Here is a 19,630-nt window from a genome sequence, read left to right on the forward strand (position 1 = left end):
CCGAGCGAGAGTATGTATGGCGATAATTCTGGGTATCGATCCGGGGTCAAGGATCACCGGGTATGGTGTTATCCGCCAGACGGGCAGACAACTCACGTATCTTGGCAGTGGCTGTATCCGGACCAATACCCCTGAGTTGCCGGAAAGACTGCGGCTTATCTATGCGGGAGTCAGCGAAATTATCACGCAATTCTCCCCGGATTACTTCGCCATTGAGCAGGTGTTTATGGCGAAGAATGCAGATTCGGCACTTAAACTGGGACAGGCCCGCGGTGCCGCCATCGTAGCGGCGGTCAATCTGGCGCTGCCGGTCTTTGAGTACGCGGCCAGGCAGGTGAAACAAACTGTCACCGGCACAGGGGCAGCGGAAAAATCGCAGGTGCAGCATATGGTCCGTAACCTGCTGAAACTGCCTGCGAATCCGCAAGCGGATGCCGCCGATGCCCTGGCGATAGCCATTACCCATTGCCATATCAGTCAGAACAGCCTGCGGGTCAGTGAGAATCCTCTGCTGATGGCGAGGGGACGGTTACGCTGAGTCTGTCGCACGTCAGTGATTAAGGCTGGATATTCATCCAGCCTTTTTTATGTTATAACCCTGTTCAGTGAAGATAACAGAAGGATATGCACAGTGATTGGTCGTCTACGGGGTCTCATTCTGGAAAAACAACCGCCGCTGGTTCTGATTGAAGCCAATGGTGTCGGCTATGAAGTCCATATGCCAATGACCTGTTTTTATGAATTGCCGGAACTGCATCAGGAAGCTGCCATCTTTACCCACTTTGTGGTACGTGAAGATGCACAGCTGCTGTTCGGCTTTAACAGCAAGCAGGAGAGGACCCTGTTCCGGGAACTGATCAAAGTGAACGGCGTCGGACCGAAACTGGCGCTGGCTATCCTTTCCGGGATGTCGGCACAACAGTTTGTTCAGGCGGTAGAGCATCAGGAAATCGGTGCGCTGGTCAAGCTACCGGGCGTCGGCAAGAAAACGGCGGAACGTCTGGTGGTCGAAATGAAAGATCGTTTCAAAGGTCTGCACGGCGATCTGTTCTCCGGGGAAACCCCCTTTGAGTTATCGGCACCTTCATCGGCCCCTGCAGGTAATAATGATGCGGAATCAGAAGCGGTGGCGGCGCTGGTGGCGCTGGGCTATAAACCTCAGGAAGCCAGCCGTATGATCAGTAAGGTGGGTCAGCCGGGCGCTGACTGCGAAACATTAATCCGTGAAGCATTACGTGCTGCGATATAAGGATCGTTATGATTGACGCTGACCGACTGATCTCTGCGACACCTCAGACCGAAGAAGAGAGTCTGGATCGTGCTATCCGGCCTAAATTACTCGGAGAGTATGTCGGGCAGCCGCAGGTCCGTGAGCAGATGGAAATTTTTATCCAGGCTGCCAAAATGCGTAATGATGCACTGGATCACCTGCTGATTTTCGGGCCTCCCGGGCTCGGGAAAACCACTCTGGCCAATATTGTTGCCAATGAGATGGGCGTGAATTTGCGGACCACCTCCGGACCGGTGCTCGAAAAAGCCGGTGACCTGGCGGCGATGCTGACTAACCTGGAACCTCATGATGTGCTGTTTATCGATGAGATCCATCGGCTGTCGCCGGTGGTGGAAGAGGTACTGTATCCGGCAATGGAAGATTATCAGCTGGATATTATGATCGGTGAAGGCCCGGCAGCACGTTCTATCAAGATCGACCTGCCGCCGTTTACCCTGATTGGTGCGACGACGCGGGCTGGTTCTCTGACGTCGCCGTTACGTGACCGTTTTGGGATCGTTCAGCGTCTGGAGTTTTACCAGGTCAGTGATCTGCAGCATATCGTCGGTCGCAGTGCGGCCTGTCTGGGGCTGCCACTGAGCAGTGAAGGCGCACTGGAAATTGCCCGCCGGGCGCGGGGTACCCCGCGTATTGCTAACCGGCTTTTACGCCGGGTACGGGATTATGCCGAAGTGAAAGCCAGCGGTGAGATGAGCGGTGTTATCACCGGCAGTGCACTGGATATGCTGGATGTTGACAGCGAAGGGTTTGATTTTATGGACCGGAAGTTACTGCTGGCGATCATCGATAAATTTACCGGCGGTCCGGTCGGACTGGATAACCTGGCGGCAGCGATTGGTGAAGAACGGGAAACCATCGAAGATGTGATTGAACCCTACCTGATCCAGCAGGGTTTTATTCAGCGTACCCCCCGGGGAAGAATGGCGACACAACATGCCTATCGCCATTTTAATATCGTCCGGGATGAAACCTGATCACCGGCGACGCGCCCGCAGGCCAGCACTAGCTGGCCGTTTTTTTCATCATACTCAGCACAAACAGGGCGGCGGCACACAGCACGACCGAAGGGCCTGCCGGTGTATCATAACCCGCTGAAAATGCCATTCCGCCGGTAACCGCCAGCATTCCGCACAGTACGGCATAACCTGCCATCTGTTCCGGGGAGCGGGCAAAGCGGCGTGCGGTCGCGGCCGGTATGATCAGCAATGAGGTAATAATCAACGCGCCGACAAACTTCATGGCCACCCCGATAGTCAGTGCGGTGACCAGCATCAGCAACAAACGGCAACGTTGTAAATTAATCCCGTCTGCCTGAGCCAGTTCCGGGCTGATAGTCATCGACAGCAGTGAGCGCCATTGCCAGAGCAGGATCCCCACCACAACCGCCACGCCGGTACCGATAAGCCAGAGATCCTGCGGGGTGACCGACAGTAAGTCACCGAACAGATAGGCCATCAGATCCACGCGGATATTCGACATCAGACTGACAACCACCAGACCCAGCGAGAGTGAGCTGTGCGCCATAATCCCCAGCAGGGTATCGATCGCCAGATGCTGCCGGTGTTCCAGCAGCACCAGCAGCAGAGCCAGTAACAGGGTAATGGCAATAATCGCGTAGTACGGATTAATATTCAGCAGTAAACCAAACGCGACGCCCAGTAATGAGGCGTGGGCAAGCGTGTCCCCGAAATAGGACATCCTGCGCCAGACGACGAACGAGCCGAGCGGGCCGGCGGCCAGTGCCAGCAGCATGCCACCTGCCCAGCCCGGAAGCAGTAATTCCAGCATCAGTGATTGTTCCCTTTTTTCAGTACGATCCTGCCGTGAAGGTCATGACGGTGATTATGGTCATGCCGGTAGATGGCCAGTTCCTGTGCGCCACGCGGGCCAAACATCGCTATAAATTCAGGATGCTGTGAAACGACCTCCGGTTTCCCGGAACAGCAGATATGGTGATTCAGGCACAGGACGTCATCGGTTCTGGCCATCACCAGATGGAGATCGTGAGAAACCATCAGCACGCCGCAGTTCATCTGCTGGCGCAACTGATTGATCAAATCATAGAGTGCGACCTGACCATTCACATCCACGCCCTGAGTGGGCTCATCCAGCACCAGTAACTGCGGATTACCCAGCAGGGCACGGGCCAACAGCACCCGCTGCATTTCGCCGCCTGAAAGCTTCTGTAAAGGATAACGGGCCAGATGACCGGCCTGAACCCGTTCCAGGGCGGGCAGTATTTCGGATTTACTCACGCCCGGGGATAGCGCCATAAAACGGGTGACATTCAGCGGCAATGTCGGGTCGATATGAAGCTTCTGTGGTACGTAGCCGATACGTAACCCGGGACTTCGGGTTATCCTGCCTTCATCCGGCGTAAGTAACCCGAGCACAATACGAACCAGTGTCGATTTACCCGCGCCGTTAGGGCCTAACAGGGTCAGAATACGTCCGGGCGCGAGGGACAAGGAAATGTGGCTGAGCACATTACGCTGTCCGAAAGAAACAGAGATATTATCCAGTGCGACTAAGGCAGACATAGTATTTACAGTTTGCAACAGAAACATTATGTTATAATATCACACTTTCTTACGGTTCTACGAAGGATTGAATTAAAATGTTACATTTTAAGCGGCGATATTTACCGGCTCTGCTGGCGGCCGGAATTGGCTCATTTTTACCGGCTATGGCGAACAGTGCGGTAGTGACCTCCATCCGCCCGCTGGGCTTTATTGCTGCAGCCATCGCGGACGGGGTGACACCGGTAGAAGTGGTCCTGCCGGACGGCGCCTCTGAGCATGAATATTCACTGCGGCCTTCTGACGTAAAACGTATAAAAAACGCAGACTTACTGGTCTGGGTGGGGCCTGAAATGGAAAGCTTTATCACCCCGGTGTCTGCTTCTCTCCCGGCGGAAAATACCCTGCAACTGGCGGCGTTACCGTCTGTGCAGAGCCAGCTGATGAAAGGGGATGATGACGAAGATCACGGGCATGAACATGAACATCATGACCATGACGGCGAAGAAGCAGGCCGGGAGAACTCTGATAGTCATCACCATCATGGTGAATATAATATGCATATCTGGCTGTCTCCGCAGATAGCTGAAGCGTCGGCGGTTGCTATTCACGATAAATTATCGGAACTTATGCCGGATCGCAGAGACAAACTGGATGCGAACCTGAAATTATTCAGGCAACAACTGTCGCTGACCGATAAACAAATCCGTCAGCGCCTGTCGCCGGTTTCGCAGGAAGGTTATTTTGTGTTTCATGATGCCTATGGCTATTTTGAACACACCTTTGGCCTGTCACCGCTGGGCCACTTTACCGTGAATCCGGAAATACAGCCCGGAGCCCAGCGATTACATCAGATAAGAACACAGCTGGTTGAGCAGAAAGCGGTATGCGTTTTTGCTGAGCCACAATTCAGGCCAGCCGTCATTGATGCGGTAGCCAGAGGTACTCATGTCCGCAAAGGCACGCTGGATCCTCTGGGTATGGGCATCAGTCTGACACAGGATAGTTACGTCAGGTTCCTGTCCCAATTGTCCGGCCAGTATGAGAGCTGCCTGAAAGGAGCATAGAAGGAAATCAGATAAGTGCAACAGATTGCCCGCTCTGTCGCCCTGGCATTTAATAATTTGCCGCGTCCCCATCGTGTTATTCTGGGGTCGCTGACCGTGGTGACTCTGGCCGTCGCCGTCTGGCGGCCACCGTTTTATCATCATCAGGAACCCACTGATGTCACAGGAACGATTGTCAGGAATATTGAAAGCGATACCGATCGCTTACGCACCATGTTACCGGAGGCCAGTGAGCCCATAGATCAAAGTACACCGGCTCCGGAAGACGATGTTCCGCCGGATACGCCGGAGGACAATGATGTCCCGACGACCCGGGACTATACCGTGTCATCCGGTGATACCCTCAGTAGCGTACTTAATCAGTATGGCATCGATCTGCAGGATATCAATGCATTGGTGGCCAGCGATAAGGATCTGCGTAATCTGAACGTCGGCCAAAACCTGAGCTGGTCACTGAATACCGAGGGGCAGTTACAGTCGCTGAGTTGGGAAATTTCCCGCCGGGAAACCCGTAATTATGAACGGGATGCCCGAAGTGGCTTTACTATGACCCCGTCTGTCCAGAAGGGTGTCTGGCAGGATACGGTCCTGCAGGGCGCGGTAAAGGGGAGTTTCGGGGCCAGTGTGCAGAAAGCAGGGCTGAGCCCTGCCGAAGCCAGTGCCGTCGTGAAGGCGCTGCAGTGGCAGATGGACTTCCGCAAACTGCGTGCCGGCGATAAGTTCAGCATTCTGTTATCACGGGAAAACCTCGACGGAAAATCGATGCAGAGCCAGTTACTCGGCGTACGTTTGCGTTCCGGCGGTAAGGATTACTATGCGTTCCGGGCCGACGACGGTAAATATTATGACCGGAGCGGGTCGGGCCTGGCACGGGGCTTTATGCGGTTTCCGACGGTGAAACAGTATCGGGTTTCATCCGGATTTAACCCGCGCCGGCTGAACCCGGTCACCGGTCGTATTGCTCCGCACCGGGGAGTGGATTTTGCCCTGCCGATAGGTACACCGGTGCTGGCCGTCGGTGACGGTGAAGTCATGGTGGCTAAGAATGGCGGCGCGGCCGGCAACTATATTGCCTTGCGTCATGGCAGGCAGTATATGACCCGTTACATGCATCTTAGTCGTCTGCTGGTAAAACCAGGCCAGAAGATAAAGCGCGGAGATCGTATCGCGCTTTCGGGTAATACGGGACGTTCGACCGGCCCGCACCTGCATTTTGAGGTCTGGATCAATAACCAGGCGGTCAATCCGCTGACCGCGCGTTTACCGGAAATGGAAGGTCTCAGCGGTAAATCCCGTAAAGCGTATCTGGCACAGGTGAATGACTGGCAGTCGCGCCTTACCCTGAACTGATCCCGTGACTCACTGAAAAGCCGGTGTATTTTTTACCCGGCTTTTTGCATTTGTGCAGATGAATATTGCAAATAATCCCTTCAGCACTATCATAAGCCGGTCAAAACAGAGGTCAGTGCATGAAGAATGATAAGAAAAACGCGAAAGAATTTATTCCGGTTTTCAGACCGGCATTTCTGAAACCCGTCTACTGGGGTAACTGGCTGGCGATAGCCGCATTAGGCACGATGGCATTATTGCCGGTGACCGTGCGTGACCCTGTGCTGGGGACATTGGGCAAATGGGTTGGTCGGGTGGCGAAGAGTGCCCGGCGCAGGGCGCGTATTAATCTGCATTACTGTCTGCCGGAGCTCCCTGAACAGGAGCGTGAGCAGATCATCGACCAGATGTTTACCACCGCCCCCCAGGCGATGGTCATGATGGCCGAACTGGCAATCAAAAACCCGGTAGCGATCCGCAAACGCGTCGTATGGCATGGCGATGACATTATCCGGCAGATGAAGGATGAACAGCAGAATGTCATTTTTCTGGTACCGCATGGCTGGGGTGTTGATATTCCGGCGATGCTGCTGGCCTCTGAAGGCCAAAAAATGGCCGCTATGTTCCATAACCAGAAAAATGAGTTAATGGATTATGTCTGGAACCGTCTGCGCAGGGTGTATGGCGGCCGGATGCATGCCCGCAATGACGGAATTAAACCCTTTATCAGTTCAGTCCGTCAGGGATACTGGGGGTATTATCTTCCCGACCAGGATCATGGCGCAGAACACAGTGAGTTTGTGGACTTCTTTGCGACCTACAAAGCGACCCTGCCGGCTATCGGGCGGCTGATGAAGGTCTGTCGCGCCCGGGTCGTCCCGTTATTTCCGGTTTACAACGGCAAGACACATCAGCTGGATATTTATGTCCGCCCGCCGATGGATGACCTGATGGACGCCGATGATAAAACGCTGGCGCGCCGGATGAATGAAGAGGTTGAAGTTTTTGTTCGTCCGAATCCGGAACAATATACCTGGATACTGAAGCTGCTGAAAACGCGGCGGGAAGGGGACATTGAACCTTATGTCCGCAAGGATTTATAACCCGGCCTGAACCTGAGTCTCTGCAGGGTCCGTGCTCCCGAACGCTTAACGTTGCGTGGAGCACGGTAGCCAGAGATTATTCCACCCGCAGTACCCGGCTGGTATTTGTCGTCCCGCTGGCACCCATCACATCTCCCTGAGTTACAATGACTAAATCGCCGGACATCAGATACCCTTTTTCGCGCAACAGAGTGATGGCATCATGCACGGCAGCCAGACCATCGGTATAACTCTTAAACTCTACCGGCGTCACCCCCCGGTATAATGCCGTCCGGCTCAGTGTTTTCGGGTGACGCGACATCGCAAAAATCGGCAATCCGGAGGTGATCCGGGAGGTCATCAATGCTGTTCTGCCCGACTCGGTCATCGTTATAATGGCCGTCACCCCCTTCAGGTGGTTGGCTGCATACATCGCTGACATGGCGATGGCTTCTTCGATATTATCAAACTGTACGTCAAGCCGGTGTCGGGAGACGTTCACACTGGGGATCTTCTCTGCCCCCAGGCAGACATTTGCCATCGCGCTGACGGTTTCCGCCGGGTACTGTCCTGCGGCGGTTTCTGCAGAGAGCATCACCGCATCGGTGCCATCCAGTACCGCATTAGCCACATCCATCACCTCGGCGCGGGTCGGCATCGGGTTCGTGATCATCGATTCCATCATCTGAGTGGCCGTAATGACGGTCCGGTTGAGCTGGCGCGCGCGTCGGATCAGTGTTTTCTGAATACCAACCAGTTCCGGGTCACCGATTTCGACCCCCAAATCGCCACGGGCCACCATCACCACATCGCTGGCTAGGATAATATCGTCCATGGCCTGCTGGCTGGCAACCGCCTCGGCACGCTCAACTTTTGCCACTATCTGGGCATCGCATCCTGCCGCCTCCGCCAGCTGACGTGCGTAGCGCAGGTCCTCTCCGGTACGTGGAAACGATACCGCCAGATAGTCGACGCCGATCAGGGCGGCCGTATGAATATCGGCTTTATCTTTTTCGGTCAGTGCTGCCGCCGACAGTCCGCCACCCAGTTTATTAATGCCTTTATTATTCGACAGCGGGCCGCCAACGGTCACGCGGGTGAAGACCTGAACATCGTTCACCTGTGTCACTTTAAGCTGCACACGGCCATCATCCAGCAGCAGGATATCTCCAGGCACCACATCCCGTGGCAGATCTTTATAATCTATCCCGACCTGTTGGTGATTGCCTTCCCCTTTGTCCAGCGTGGCGTCCAGCACAAAATCATCGCCGATATTCAGGAAAACTTTGCCATCCTTAAAGGTCGAGACGCGAATTTTAGGGCCCTGGAGATCGCCAAGAATAGCCACATGACGGCCGAGCTTACGGGCAATTGCCCGCACATTATCGGCCCGTGTCTGATGATCCACGGCACTGCCATGAGAAAAATTAAGACGCACAACATTCGCCCCGGCAGCAATGACCTTTTCCAGATTATTATCGCGGTCAGTGGCGGGGCCGAGGGTAGTAACAATTTTGGTTCTTCTGAGACGTCTTGGCATGAAAGACTCCGTTGGCGAATAAAGCAGCATGAGTGGTCTGCGCCGGGCAACCGGATCACATTCTAACTGATCCGGAAGTGCTGTTTCGAGCTTAAATGTTGTTATTTTGTTAACATTTCGCGCAGTATTCTTAATACTTATCTCAACCCCATTTCCGCATGAGTTCTTTGATACGGTACAACATATCGGTGGATAGGGGAGGATTCGTGCGGAACAGGCGCTAAAAATGGAAAATAACGGCAATTTCTCCGCAATTGAATGTCATCGTCTATTATTCAAAAAGGGAATAACAGTGTTCCCTTGAAAGCCACCCTGCAAGGATGATGGTAAACTCCGGTACAGGACGCGCTCAACAGGTGGCGGTGTACGTTAGTTAATTTTCAGTGCAGTCAGTGTGTTAAGATTATCTGACGGGCTGAACAGACTCACACACCAGGTAACTATCTGTGTATTTACCTGATGGCCTAAAAAGAAGTACAGTGTCACGCAAATAAATTAAAAGTGAAAAGAGACCGGCACTATCAGCAGACCGTGACGGTAACTCTGCAATGAGGAGAGTAGAATGGCGGTAACCCATCAGGCCCAGGCATGTGATCTGGTCATCTTCGGTGCCAAAGGCGATCTCGCACGCCGCAAACTGTTGCCTTCCCTGTATCAGCTGGAAAAAGCCGGTCAGATCCATGACGATTCCCGCATTATCGGCGTAGGCCGTGCAGACTGGGATAAAGCAGCGTATGTCGCAGTAGTGCGTGAAGCACTGGAAACCTTCATGAAAGAAAAAATCGATGAAGCGCTGTGGGATAAACTCAGCAGTCGTCTCGATTTTTGTAATCTGGATGTGAACGATGCCGCACACTTTTCCCGTCTGGGTAAAATGCTGGACCAGAAAAAACGTGTCACCATCAACTATTTCGCGATGCCGCCGGGGACCTTCGGCGCCATCTGTCAGGGCCTGGGCCAGGCAAAACTGAATGCAAAACCGGCTCGTGTTGTTATGGAGAAACCGCTGGGGACCTCACTGGAAACCTCGCGTGAAATCAATGACAGCGTGGGCGAGTATTTCGATGAGAGTCAGGTGTTCCGTATCGACCATTACCTGGGTAAAGAAACGGTGCTGAACCTGCTGGCGCTGCGCTTTGCAAACTCCATCTTCGTGAATAACTGGGATAACCGGACGATCGATCATGTACAGATCACGGTCGCTGAAGAGGTAGGCATTGAAGGGCGCTGGGGCTATTTTGATAAAGCCGGTCAGATGCGCGATATGATCCAGAACCATCTGCTGCAGATCCTGACCATGATTGCGATGTCTCCGCCTTCTGATCTCAGTGCGGACAGCATTCGTGATGAAAAAGTGAAAGTCCTGCGTTCGTTACGTCCGATTGATCAAACCAACGTCCGTGAGAAAACGGTACGTGGTCAGTACACTGCAGGCTTTGTACAGGGCAAGAAAGTACCGGGCTATCTGGAAGAAGAGGGCGCGAATAAAACCAGCAGCACAGAGACTTTTGCCGCTATCCGTGTGGATATCGATAACTGGCGCTGGGCCGGGGTCCCTTTCTACCTGAGAACAGGGAAACGTCTGCCAGCTAAGTGTTCGGAAGTGGTGGTGTATTTTAAAAATCCGGAAATGAATCTGTTTAAAGATTCCTATTCAGAGCTGCCGCAGAACAAACTGACCATTCGCCTGCAGCCGGACGAGGGGGTGGATATCGAGATCCTGAACAAAGTCCCGGGTCTGGATCATAAACATAAACTGCAGACCACCAAACTGGATCTCAGCTTCTCAGAAACCTTCAACGAATCTCACCTGGCGGATGCTTATGAGCGTTTGTTGCTGGAGAGCATGCGTGGCATTCAGGCGCTGTTTGTCCGCCGTGATGAAGTGGAAGCCGCATGGACCTGGGTTGACTCCATCATCAATGCCTGGACAACCGATGGCGACAGTGCGAAGCCTTACCAGGCTGGCACCTGGGGGCCGGTAGCCTCAGTCGCGATGATCACCCGTGACGGACGTTCCTGGAACGAATTTGAATAACATCTGCCTCTGCGTATGATTTCACTGACGGCCTGCTAAGCAGGCCGTTTTTTATTTAAGCCTATGAAGACTCTCCCGAAGGGTTGACTGCCAGACCCGGCCTCTTCGGTTTCTCTGGAGTCAGAAGACGATGTTCTGTTCTCCACGACCTGGGGGTATCGTCATTCGCCTTTACCGTACCGGCCCCTGTGGGAACCTCCGCCATACGGATCGCGGTTCTGCGGGCCACCGTTAACCGGTTAAACGGAGAAACTCCGGTAACGATAAAATTATTTTCATTGTTATTAGCAGGTTAGCTAATGACTCCCGGAGTCAGCTTTATATAATGAGCGCAATGCAGCGATTGCGCGTTATCCCCGGACGGGGTAAGGGGAGTGACAGTATGCCAGCCCGCCCGGCCTGACCACGGTCAGAGCCAGAGCAATTGCCTGCGTTAAAGGAAGCCCGACGCCGGGCCTGATGTATTCAGGATTATGGATGATAACGAATGAAAAAATACTCTGTCTTGTTGACGCTGGTAGCCGGCGTACTGGTGACGATGCCGGTAAATGCGGCCCGGCATAGCGTTTCTCTGGGTTATACCGGTGCGAAGGTTGCAGATGTGAATAATCTGCGCGGTCTTAACCTGAAATACCGTTATGAATGGAATACCCCGCTCAGCCTCATTGTTTCAGCCAGTTACCTGAAATCCACGACCTATTATGAACATCATCGCCTGTACCAGTCCTATGAGAGCAAAACCCGCATCCGGGAATATTCATTCCTGGCAGGTCCCGCCTGGCGGTTTAATGAATTCTTCAGTGTCTATGGTCAGGCAGGGATCACCGTCAATAAAACGGAAGTTAACTGGCTGAATGTGTTTACTCCTCCGTTAAACAGAGGGCTGGCCTATATGTTCCACAAACAAAGTCGCTCTACGGTGCCGATGGTAAGCCTGGGGACGCAGATTAACCCGCTTAACCGTATCGTCCTCGACCTGTCCTATGACATTGCCCGGCCGAAGGTATCGGGAGAGACGAAGACCTTCAGTAGCTTTAATCTCGGAGCCGGGGTGGCATTCTGACCGGCGCGGCCCTGCGGACACAGAAATTTGTCTGATACGGTTTAACAAGCCATTACTGGCAGGCAGGAAAGGGTGAGGTGCCGGCCGGAAATTTCCGGCCGGCGACTCCCGGGCCCCGGGAGCGGATCAGCCGTTGACGGTTACCGCCCGGGCGGCGGCAATGGCTTTGCTGACAGCTTCGTCGGTCGTGGTGGCACAGGCCAGTGCCACACCCATACGACGTCGGCCGGCCACTTCCGGTTTTCCGAATAAACGGAGTTGCCCCCCGGCAGACAGGGCCTGATCTACCCCGACAAAGCGGACGTCACTACTGTTCAGTTCCGGCAGGATCACGGCGGAAGCCGCCGGACCATACTGACGGATGGCGCCGACCGGAAGGCCAAGGAAAGCACGGACATGCAGGGCAAACTCTGATAAATCCTGGGAAATCAGCGTTACCATACCGGTATCATGTGGCCGCGGAGAGACTTCGCTGAAGATAACCTCATCACCGCAGACAAACAGTTCCACGCCAAACAGTCCATAACCTCCCAGTGCGCCGACCACAGAAGCGGCGATTGTCTGAGCACGTTGCAGGGCTGCCGGGCTCATCGCCTGAGGCTGCCAGGATTCCCGGTAATCGCCGTCTTCCTGACGATGTCCGATGGGGTCACAAAAATGGATCCCGTCTGACGCCTGCACGGTGAGTAACGTAATTTCAAAATCGAAAGCGACAACCGCCTCCACAATCACCCGTCCGGCCCCGGCGCGGCCGCCTTCCTGTGCATAATCCCAGGCCTTTTCTAGTCCGGCAGCATCACGAATAAAGCTCTGACCTTTACCGGAGGAGCTCATTACCGGTTTGACAATACAGGGAAAACCGATGTCCTGTGCGGCGGCAAAAAAGGCCTCTTTACTGTCGGCAAAGCGGTAACCGGAGGTTGGCAGTTGCAGCTCTTCGGCTGCCAGACGACGGATCCCTTCACGGTTCATGGTCAGTTTTGCCGCCCGTGCCGACGGCACCACGCGCTGTCCCTGCTGTTCCAGTTCCAGCAGAGTATCGGTGGCAATTGCCTCAATTTCCGGTACTACATAATCCGGCTTCTCTTTAGCGATGATCTCCGCCAGTGCTGCACCATCAAGCATATTGATGACATAGCTACGGTGCGCCACATGCATTGCCGGGGCATCCGCATAGCGATCGACGGCAATCACTTCCACTCCCAGTCGCTGGCATTCCAGCGCCACTTCTTTTCCCAGTTCACCTGAGCCTAATAACATTACGCGCGTAGCTGAAGGACGCAGTGCCGTGCCAAGAGTTACCATTGTTCCACCCATTAAATCTGATCATAAACACGGCGGGCAGTATAAACGAAAACGATTGCGCAGGCATTAACGGGCGATTTCTTTTTTATAATGCTACATTCAGCAGCAGAGGGCCGTGCGTATCCAGGTGACGTTGTCACATAAGCGGGCAGACAGGCACCCGGCGGCGCGCAGAAATCGCCAGAATGATACCGTCATAGCCAGTCACGCGCAGCCCGGGACCCTCCCTGAATGGCTGGCCCCGGTGGACAGGCCATACGATGACCAGGAAAAGAGAATGACAATACCTAAAGCAGCGAAACACCCCCATACCATGACCCTTCATGGCGAAACCCGTGTCGATGATTATTACTGGCTCAGGGATGACGAGCGCTCGGATCCTGACGTTTTGGCTTATCTGCAGGCTGAGAACAGCTACTGCCGGCAACAGCTATCCGACGTGGCGCCGCTGGTGCGGAAACTTTATGAAGAAATGGTGTCCAGGATCCCGCCAAAGGATCACTCGGTGCCTTATTGCAAGAATGGTTATCTTTATCAGCAGCGCTACGAAAAAGGGGGGGAATATCCACTCTGGTTCCGTGCGGCCGATGAAGAGGGATTACAGCCGGACTGGCAATGTCTGATTGACTGTAATCAGCGGGCGAAAAATCATCCGTTTTATAATCTCGGGGCGCTGGATATTACCTCTGATAACCGGCTGATGGCGGTGGCTGAAGATTTTCTGTCCCGACGTCAGTATGAGATCCGCCTGTATGATTTACAGCAAAACTGCTGGCTGCCGGAGGTACTGACCGGGGTGTCGCCTTCGCTGATATGGGCCAATGACGGCAAAACCTTATTCTATGTCCGGCAGGATCCCGACACACTTTTGCCGTGGCAGGTGTGGCGTCACGAGACCGGTACCCCGGTCACCGATGACCAGCTGGTGTATGAGGAATCGGATGATAGTTTTTATGTCAGCCTTGGGAAAACCACGTCCGAAGCGTTTATTGAAATCATTATCGATAGCACGACGACCAGCGAGATCTGGCTGGTGGATGCAGGACAGCCGTCCGCACCCGCCCGTTGCTTCCTGCCGCGCCGGGAAGACCATGAGTATGACCTTGACCACTATCAGAACCATTTTTATATCCGTTCAAATTCGGCAGGGATCAACTTTGCGCTGTTTATGGCAGAAGAGGCGACACCTCAGGAATCACACTGGCAAACCTTGCTGCCTGCCCGTGAACATCGGGTGCTGGAAGATTTTCAGATCTTCCGTGACTGGCTGGTCACCGGGGAACGTGAAAATGGACTGAGTTGCCTGACACAGTATCACCGCTTTCGGGATGAAACACGGGAGATTACCTTCGATGACCCGACGCGGGTAGCCTGGCTTGGGTATAACCCGTCACCGGAAACCTCACAATTACGTTACGGTTACTCGTCGATGACCACCCCGGTCACCACTTATCAGCTGGATCTGGACAGCGGTGAACGCCAGATCCTGAAACAATCGGCGGTCAAAGGCTTCAGCAGTGAACACTATCAAAGTGAATATCTGTGGCTGACCATGGAAGATGGCTGTCGTATTCCGGTTTCCCTGGTTTATCGGAAATCCCTGTTCTCACCAGGTAAAAATCCGTTACTGGTATACGGTTACGGGGCCTATGGCAGCAGTATGGAGGCAGATTTCAGTAGCAGTCGTCTGAGCCTGCTGGACCGTGGTTTCGTTTATGCGCTGGTACATATCCGTGGCGGCGGGGAGCTGGGACAGGCCTGGTATGACGCCGGACGTCTGGCCAATAAACAGAACAGCTTCAGCGATTTTACCGATGCCACCCGGCAGTTGCTGGCGCAGGGGTACGGGGAGGCTACCCGCTGCTACGCTATGGGCGGCAGTGCAGGCGGGTTACTGATGGGCGCGGTGATCAATCAGGCACCGTCGCTCTATCATGGCGTTGTTGCACAGGTGCCGTTTGTGGATGTGCTGACCACCATGCTGGACGAGAGTATTCCGCTGACCACCGGTGAATATGATGAATGGGGTAACCCGAACAGGGCGGAAGATTATGCGACCATCCGCGCCTACAGCCCGTACGATAATATTGCCCCGGTCAGTTATCCGCATTTACTGGTGACCACCGGTTTGCATGATTCACAGGTGCAATACTGGGAACCCGCCAAATGGGTAGCAAAACTCCGTGAGATTAAACAGGATGATCGGCTGTTATTGCTGCTGACCGATATGGAGGCAGGTCACGGCGGGAAGTCAGGCCGTTTTAAAGCCTATGAAGATATTGCGCTGGAAATGGCATTCCTGCTGGGGCTGGCGGAGGGCACCCTGGGCCACTGAGGGCTCAGGGTTGTCCTTTCAGATAGCGTTGCAGCGTCTGGCGAAACGCCGGACGCAGATCTGTCAGGTTATCCAGCATCCAGCGTAAATAGCCGGGATCTTTGCGTGCAATGAGGGCGACCGGCTGACCCCGGTACTTCCCGAACGGGAAAATATCGGCGGCCACGTCCCGGGAGGCGGGCTGAGCCAGCGTACGCAGGCCAGTTAACTGCTGGCCTGACTCTTCTATAATGCGCAGTAGCAGTGCCGCGGTGACATAACAGTCATACAGGGCTCTGTGGGCATGCAGTCCGGCAGGTGGCGTCACATCAAGTTGCAGACTGTGGCGCAGTGCCTGATTACCGTATTTCCGGCCCGGCCAGAGTTGCCGTGCCATTTTCATCGTGCACAGCCATTCGCCGCCCATTTCAGGCAGCACCCGGCGGTCAAAGCTGGCATTATGTGCCACGTAGCAGGGGCTTCCCTGATAACGACCGATGACATCCTCAATATAGGGTTTTCCGGCAACCATTGCCGGGGTTATCCGATGGATAGCCATCGCCCGGGAGCTGATGGGCCGGTCAGGACAGACCAGATCGCTCATCGGGTTCATCATCTTACCGTCGATGACGTCTATCGACGCAATTTCAACAATGCCGCCCTCTAACCCACAGGTTTCCGTATCAATGACCCTGAACATCAGCTTCTCTGTTTAGGTTCGTAAGGCAGGCGGGAAAGGGTCAGCGCCGTCTGACGATAAACGCCCAGCCGCTGCCGGAAATATTCACGCAGGGCTTCCGGCTGTTCCCGCTCAACAATCTCTGCGACGACCGGCATATTGTAGCGCTCTTTGAACGCCACGCCGGAGGCGGCTAAGTCAGTATTAATGCGATCTTTTTCTTCTGCACTGAGCAGGGCTAAATTAAAGCTCATCGTAGACTCCATGTTATCAGCCGCAAAAATAATGTTTTCTGTCGGGGCGATCAACCCTTTCCTGCCTCCGCAAAGCCGATACGCACAGGGCAGCAGCGTGTTCCTGACGAAAACCGGCGCACCGGCGGCAAATTACCTGTGGGATCCGGTGTCTCAGGCAGTAAAAACGAATTTTATCCGTGGATACAGACAGGTTATTATAGCTTCATTACACCCCGTAGCCGGAGTGACGGTGACTGATTTTTTAAACATTTTGCTGCGATTTTTTCATTTCAGTAGTCTGTTGCTGCTGACCGGATGTCTGACATATCTGATGCTGCTGACGCCGGCCGGTTACAGAAACCGCCTGGAAATACGCTTATCGCCAGCCCTGCGGAGCAGTGCAGGGGTGGCACTGTTCTCTGCCATCGCCCTGTTTGCACTGCAGACGGTCATGATGAGCGGTGAAATTACCGCCCTTAGTCAGCCTGATATCTGGTCAGCGGTGGCGGGTACGCGTTTCGGCCATGCCTGGCTGCCGGAGATGATCCTTGCCGCCGTGTCGGTCATGCTGTTGCGGGCCGGCGGGGAGGCCGCCCGTTATCTGCTGCTGGTCACCCTGATACTGCAACTGATCCTGACGGCAATGACAGGCCATGCCGCGATGCATGATGGCTGGCGTGGTGTGGCAGGAGAGGTAAGCCAGAGCCTGCATGTGCTCGCCGCCGCTTTCTGGTGTGGCGGCCTGTATCCGCTCTTATTGCTGATGCAGCAAGGACAGCGGGACCCGCAAGATAACACGGCCGCTTTAACCATGATGAAATTCTCCCGCTATGGTCACTGGGCGGTCGCGCTGGTTATTCTCAGTGGCGTAAGTAATACCCTGCTAATCTCCGGGATCCCCCGACATTTTTCGTTCTGGCTAACGGGGGTGCTGGTTAAGAGTGTGCTGGTGGCGGCTATGGTGATGCTGGCATTACTGAATCGCTACTGGCTGGTTCCCCGGTTCAGGCAATCCCCGGCAGAGAGTCGGCGCCGGTTTATTCGTCTGACACAGGCCGAAATGGGACTGGCGCTGGGCGCCATCGCGGTCGTCAGCCTGTTTGCTACACTGTCACCGGGCTGATTCTGTTTTATTACGTGATATTAAAGGCTGAGACTGAAATGAAGAAACAATTACCCTGGCTGCTGCTGGCACTGAGCACGCCTGTGCTGGCGACCCAGGTCATCACCGTGAGTCGTTTTGAAACCGGAAAGGCCACCTGGCCGCTTAACCGCGAAGAAATCATGCTGACCTGTGAAAAAGACGGGTCGTTATTTGCGATCAATCCATCCACTCTGATGAACTATCCGCTGAATGCAAAGGCGGAACAGAAAGTCAGTCAGGGACTGGCGAGCGGGGAGTCTATTACGCCGCTGGTGCTGGACGATAAAGCACACAGCGGGCAAAAGATGAGCCTGCAGCCGCTGATTGAAAAAGCCGGCGGGCTGTGCGGTCATTAACTGACGGCCCGGATGGCCTGAAAAAGGGGGGCGCTGGAAATTATCAGGATCTGAACTATGATTACTGATACTAACCCATGCAACTGCCATAGGTTACCGCTCATCATTTTTTAGCGCACGGCTCTCTGAGCCATTTCCCTGGACCGGTCACTGGAGTTGTGTCCGGTCTTTTTTTCGGCACTGTCAGCGGAACAGACGTCCGTCCCTGACTAAATCCCGCGGATAGCTGTTTTTAATCCGGTTGCCGACCTTTTTAGCCAGGCCCAGTGGCTGTCCGTGATGCATCACCAGCATTTCATTACCCGGTAACGGACCGTCAGGATGAATATCCCGTCCCCGATACCACTCTTCTGCTTCTTCATCAGAGAAGGTGTAGATCAGTGAATGGTCAGGGTTTCCCAGCGCGATCACCGCCTCATGCTGCCAGCGGTAACCTTTGGCAAACGTTTCTGCCAGCCGCACTCCGATACGCGAAAAGCGGATCCGGCCAAACAAAGGGACGGTCGCTTGAGGAAAAAGCCAGATTTCTTTATCCCGTTGCCAGAGTTCCAGGTCTGCCGGCCAGATAAGCCCGGAAGCGGCCGCCAGCTGACGTACTTCTTCTGCCTGTTTACGGGATAACGGGGAAAACGGGAATTTGCCGACTTTATAGGTCGGTGCCGGCAGCGGAGGAACACTGCCGGTTTTGCGCAGGCAGGCAACAAAGAAACCTTCACTGTCAAATATCTGCGGAAAGACATGCAGATAACCCTCCGGGGTGGCGACCTGTTCTGCGCCCGGGAAAAGGGTATCAAGCCGGATAACTTCTGCCGCATCCGGATAACGGGCGAGCAGTGAGTCGATCACCTGCTGGTTTTCCAGCCGGTTCAGGGTGCAGGTCGAATAGACCAGTGTTCCCCCCGGTTTCAGGGCCTGAAAAGCACTTTCCAGGAGTCCCTGCTGAGTGCCGGCTATCTGCTCACAGCTCTGCGGGCTCCAGTTTTTCAGGGCCTTCGGATCTTTACGGATAACCCCTTCGCCTGAACACGGGGCATCCAGCAGTACAGCATCAAAATACTCCGGTAAGGCCGGCCCGAAGACGGCGGCATCAAAATGTGTGATAGCCGCACGGGTGACACCGCAGCGACTGATATTTGCGTGCAGTACTTTGACCCGACTGGCCGAATACTCATTCGCCAGGATCATACCATCGTCGCCCATTCGTGCAGCGATCTGGGTGGTCTTGGAACCGGGAGCGGCCGCCATATCCATAACCGACTGAGGGCGTTCACAATGGGCAAACAGGGCGGAAACCGGCAGCATTGAGCTGGCTTCCTGAATATAAAACAGTCCGCTCAGATGCTCAGCCACACTGCCCAGTGGCAGGGATTCATCTTCACGGGTGATCCAGAATCCCTCTTCACACCAGGGAACCGGCGTCAGTTGCCAGCCATAACCGGCGATCTTATCCAGAAATGCAGCGACAGAGATTTTCAGGGTATTAACGCGAATGCTGCGGCGCAGCGGTAACCGGCAATAAGTTTTGAAATCTTCAAAAGATACCCCGTCACCGAGCAGTTGTTGCATCTGCGCCAGGAAATCGTCAGGTAAAAAAAGGGATGAATCGGACACAGCGGAGTTCCGTCAGAAAATAATGCCGCAGTGTAACATGATAACGGGAAGCGCTG

18 protein-coding genes are annotated in these 19,630 nt (G+C 54.3%); 11 read left to right on the forward strand and 7 right to left on the reverse strand.

Translation table 11 applies throughout. The features are described from left to right. The first annotated feature begins 16 nt into the window (after nt 1-16). The 3 genes from ruvC to ruvB all read left to right on the forward strand — a co-directional run bounded on the left by ruvC (nt 17) and on the right by ruvB (nt 2,265). A complete protein-coding gene (gene ruvC, locus JK223_RS02005; RefSeq protein WP_212712534.1) occupies nt 17-538 on the forward strand; it encodes a crossover junction endodeoxyribonuclease RuvC in 522 nt (173 codons plus the stop codon). Between the two features lie 93 nt (nt 539-631). After that, nucleotides 632-1,249: a Holliday junction branch migration protein RuvA gene (gene ruvA, locus JK223_RS02010; protein ID WP_212712535.1), complete on the forward strand. Its 618-nt coding sequence runs from the start codon at nt 632-634 to the stop codon at nt 1,247-1,249. 8 nt (nt 1,250-1,257) lie between these two features. Continuing rightward, nucleotides 1,258-2,265, forward strand: coding sequence for a Holliday junction branch migration DNA helicase RuvB (gene ruvB, locus JK223_RS02015; RefSeq protein WP_212712536.1), 1,008 nt, complete (start codon nt 1,258-1,260; stop codon nt 2,263-2,265). 28 nt (nt 2,266-2,293) lie between these two features. On the opposite strand, the gene znuB is transcribed toward ruvB, so the two are convergent. Beyond that, entirely contained in the window at nt 2,294-3,079 is a 786-nt protein-coding gene (gene znuB, locus JK223_RS02020; protein ID WP_212712537.1) for a zinc ABC transporter permease subunit ZnuB, read from the reverse strand. After that, a complete protein-coding gene (gene znuC / locus JK223_RS02025; protein WP_212712538.1) occupies nt 3,079-3,831 on the reverse strand; it encodes a zinc ABC transporter ATP-binding protein ZnuC in 753 nt (250 codons plus the stop codon). Before znuC ends, znuB begins: the two co-directional genes overlap by 1 nt. A 77-nt stretch (nt 3,832-3,908) precedes the next feature. On the opposite strand from znuC, the gene znuA reads away from it, so the two are divergent. The 3 genes from znuA to lpxM all read left to right on the forward strand — a co-directional run bounded on the left by znuA (nt 3,909) and on the right by lpxM (nt 7,309). Continuing rightward, nucleotides 3,909-4,877, forward strand: a complete 969-nt coding sequence (gene znuA, locus JK223_RS02030) for a zinc ABC transporter substrate-binding protein ZnuA (RefSeq protein WP_212712539.1) — start codon at nt 3,909-3,911, stop codon at nt 4,875-4,877. 15 nt (nt 4,878-4,892) lie between these two features. Then, entirely contained in the window at nt 4,893-6,227 is a 1,335-nt protein-coding gene (gene mepM / locus JK223_RS02035) for a murein DD-endopeptidase MepM (RefSeq protein WP_212712540.1), read from the forward strand. A gap of 119 nt (nt 6,228-6,346) precedes the next feature. Next, nucleotides 6,347-7,309: a lauroyl-Kdo(2)-lipid IV(A) myristoyltransferase gene (gene lpxM, locus JK223_RS02040; RefSeq protein ID WP_212712541.1), complete on the forward strand. Its 963-nt coding sequence runs from the start codon at nt 6,347-6,349 to the stop codon at nt 7,307-7,309. Nucleotides 7,310-7,385: 76 nt separating this feature from the next. On the opposite strand, the gene pyk is transcribed toward lpxM, so the two are convergent. Next, on the reverse strand, nt 7,386-8,828 hold the full coding sequence (gene pyk, locus JK223_RS02045; protein ID WP_212712542.1) for a pyruvate kinase: 1,443 nt from the start codon (nt 8,826-8,828) through the stop codon (nt 7,386-7,388). Between the two features lie 562 nt (nt 8,829-9,390). On the opposite strand from pyk, the gene zwf reads away from it, so the two are divergent. Then, nucleotides 9,391-10,866, forward strand: coding sequence for a glucose-6-phosphate dehydrogenase (zwf, locus tag JK223_RS02050; protein ID WP_212712543.1), 1,476 nt, complete (start codon nt 9,391-9,393; stop codon nt 10,864-10,866). Between the two features lie 487 nt (nt 10,867-11,353). Continuing rightward, a complete protein-coding gene (locus JK223_RS02055) occupies nt 11,354-11,929 on the forward strand; it encodes an Ail/Lom family outer membrane beta-barrel protein (RefSeq protein WP_212712544.1) in 576 nt (191 codons plus the stop codon). A 126-nt stretch (nt 11,930-12,055) separates the two neighbouring features. On the opposite strand, the gene purT is transcribed toward JK223_RS02055, so the two are convergent. Then, the gene (purT, locus tag JK223_RS02060; protein WP_212712545.1) at nt 12,056-13,234 is read right to left on the reverse strand and encodes a formate-dependent phosphoribosylglycinamide formyltransferase; all 1,179 of its coding nucleotides are present in this window, start codon (nt 13,232-13,234) and stop codon (nt 12,056-12,058) included. A gap of 277 nt (nt 13,235-13,511) precedes the next feature. On the opposite strand from purT, the gene JK223_RS02065 reads away from it, so the two are divergent. Then, nucleotides 13,512-15,569, forward strand: a complete 2,058-nt coding sequence (locus tag JK223_RS02065) for a S9 family peptidase (protein ID WP_212712546.1) — start codon at nt 13,512-13,514, stop codon at nt 15,567-15,569. Nucleotides 15,570-15,573: 4 nt separating this feature from the next. Here JK223_RS02065 and exoX read toward each other — a convergent pair whose 3' ends face one another. Together exoX and JK223_RS02075 are read right to left on the reverse strand one after the other, a co-directional pair. Then, nucleotides 15,574-16,248: an exodeoxyribonuclease X gene (gene exoX / locus JK223_RS02070; RefSeq protein WP_212712547.1), complete on the reverse strand. Its 675-nt coding sequence runs from the start codon at nt 16,246-16,248 to the stop codon at nt 15,574-15,576. Next, complete coding sequence (locus JK223_RS02075; RefSeq protein ID WP_212712548.1) at nt 16,248-16,481, reverse strand: DNA polymerase III subunit theta; 234 nt, start codon at nt 16,479-16,481, stop codon at nt 16,248-16,250. The genes exoX and JK223_RS02075 overlap by 1 nt, the downstream gene beginning before the upstream one ends. 232 nt (nt 16,482-16,713) lie before the next feature. Between JK223_RS02075 and copD the strand changes: the two genes are divergently transcribed. Then, nucleotides 16,714-17,586, forward strand: coding sequence for a copper homeostasis membrane protein CopD (gene copD, locus JK223_RS02080; protein WP_212712549.1), 873 nt, complete (start codon nt 16,714-16,716; stop codon nt 17,584-17,586). Between the two features lie 38 nt (nt 17,587-17,624). Next, nucleotides 17,625-17,963 (forward strand): DUF2511 domain-containing protein, encoded by a 339-nt coding sequence (locus tag JK223_RS02085; RefSeq protein WP_212712550.1) that lies wholly within the window; start codon nt 17,625-17,627, stop codon nt 17,961-17,963. Nucleotides 17,964-18,146: 183 nt separating this feature from the next. Here JK223_RS02085 and rsmF read toward each other — a convergent pair whose 3' ends face one another. Next, the gene (gene rsmF, locus JK223_RS02090) at nt 18,147-19,574 is read right to left on the reverse strand and encodes a 16S rRNA (cytosine(1407)-C(5))-methyltransferase RsmF (RefSeq protein ID WP_212712551.1); all 1,428 of its coding nucleotides are present in this window, start codon (nt 19,572-19,574) and stop codon (nt 18,147-18,149) included. Nucleotides 19,575-19,630: the final 56 nt, after the last annotated feature.

The sequence above is a fragment of the Tatumella sp. JGM118 genome (assembly GCF_018257515.1).
Classification (GTDB): domain Bacteria; phylum Pseudomonadota; class Gammaproteobacteria; order Enterobacterales; family Enterobacteriaceae; genus Tatumella; species Tatumella terrea.

Excerpts from the sequence above, each read along its gene's own strand:
- ruvC (WP_212712534.1), top strand. The coding sequence starts at position 17 with ATGGCGATAATTCTGGGTATCGATCCGGGGTCAAGGATCACCGGGTAT.
- ruvB (WP_212712536.1), top strand. The coding sequence starts at position 1,258 with ATGATTGACGCTGACCGACTGATCTCTGCGACACCTCAGACCGAAGAA.
- znuB (WP_212712537.1), bottom strand. The coding sequence starts at position 3,079 with ATGCTGGAATTACTGCTTCCGGGCTGGGCAGGTGGCATGCTGCTGGCA.
- znuC (WP_212712538.1), bottom strand. The coding sequence starts at position 3,831 with ATGTCTGCCTTAGTCGCACTGGATAATATCTCTGTTTCTTTCGGACAG.
- znuA (WP_212712539.1), top strand. The coding sequence starts at position 3,909 with ATGTTACATTTTAAGCGGCGATATTTACCGGCTCTGCTGGCGGCCGGA.
- lpxM (WP_212712541.1), top strand. The coding sequence starts at position 6,347 with ATGAAGAATGATAAGAAAAACGCGAAAGAATTTATTCCGGTTTTCAGA.
- pyk (WP_212712542.1), bottom strand. The coding sequence starts at position 8,828 with ATGCCAAGACGTCTCAGAAGAACCAAAATTGTTACTACCCTCGGCCCC.
- zwf (WP_212712543.1), top strand. The coding sequence starts at position 9,391 with ATGGCGGTAACCCATCAGGCCCAGGCATGTGATCTGGTCATCTTCGGT.
- JK223_RS02055 (WP_212712544.1), top strand. The coding sequence starts at position 11,354 with ATGAAAAAATACTCTGTCTTGTTGACGCTGGTAGCCGGCGTACTGGTG.
- purT (WP_212712545.1), bottom strand. The coding sequence starts at position 13,234 with ATGGTAACTCTTGGCACGGCACTGCGTCCTTCAGCTACGCGCGTAATG.
- JK223_RS02065 (WP_212712546.1), top strand. The coding sequence starts at position 13,512 with ATGACAATACCTAAAGCAGCGAAACACCCCCATACCATGACCCTTCAT.
- exoX (WP_212712547.1), bottom strand. The coding sequence starts at position 16,248 with ATGTTCAGGGTCATTGATACGGAAACCTGTGGGTTAGAGGGCGGCATT.
- JK223_RS02075 (WP_212712548.1), bottom strand. The coding sequence starts at position 16,481 with ATGAGCTTTAATTTAGCCCTGCTCAGTGCAGAAGAAAAAGATCGCATT.
- JK223_RS02085 (WP_212712550.1), top strand. The coding sequence starts at position 17,625 with ATGAAGAAACAATTACCCTGGCTGCTGCTGGCACTGAGCACGCCTGTG.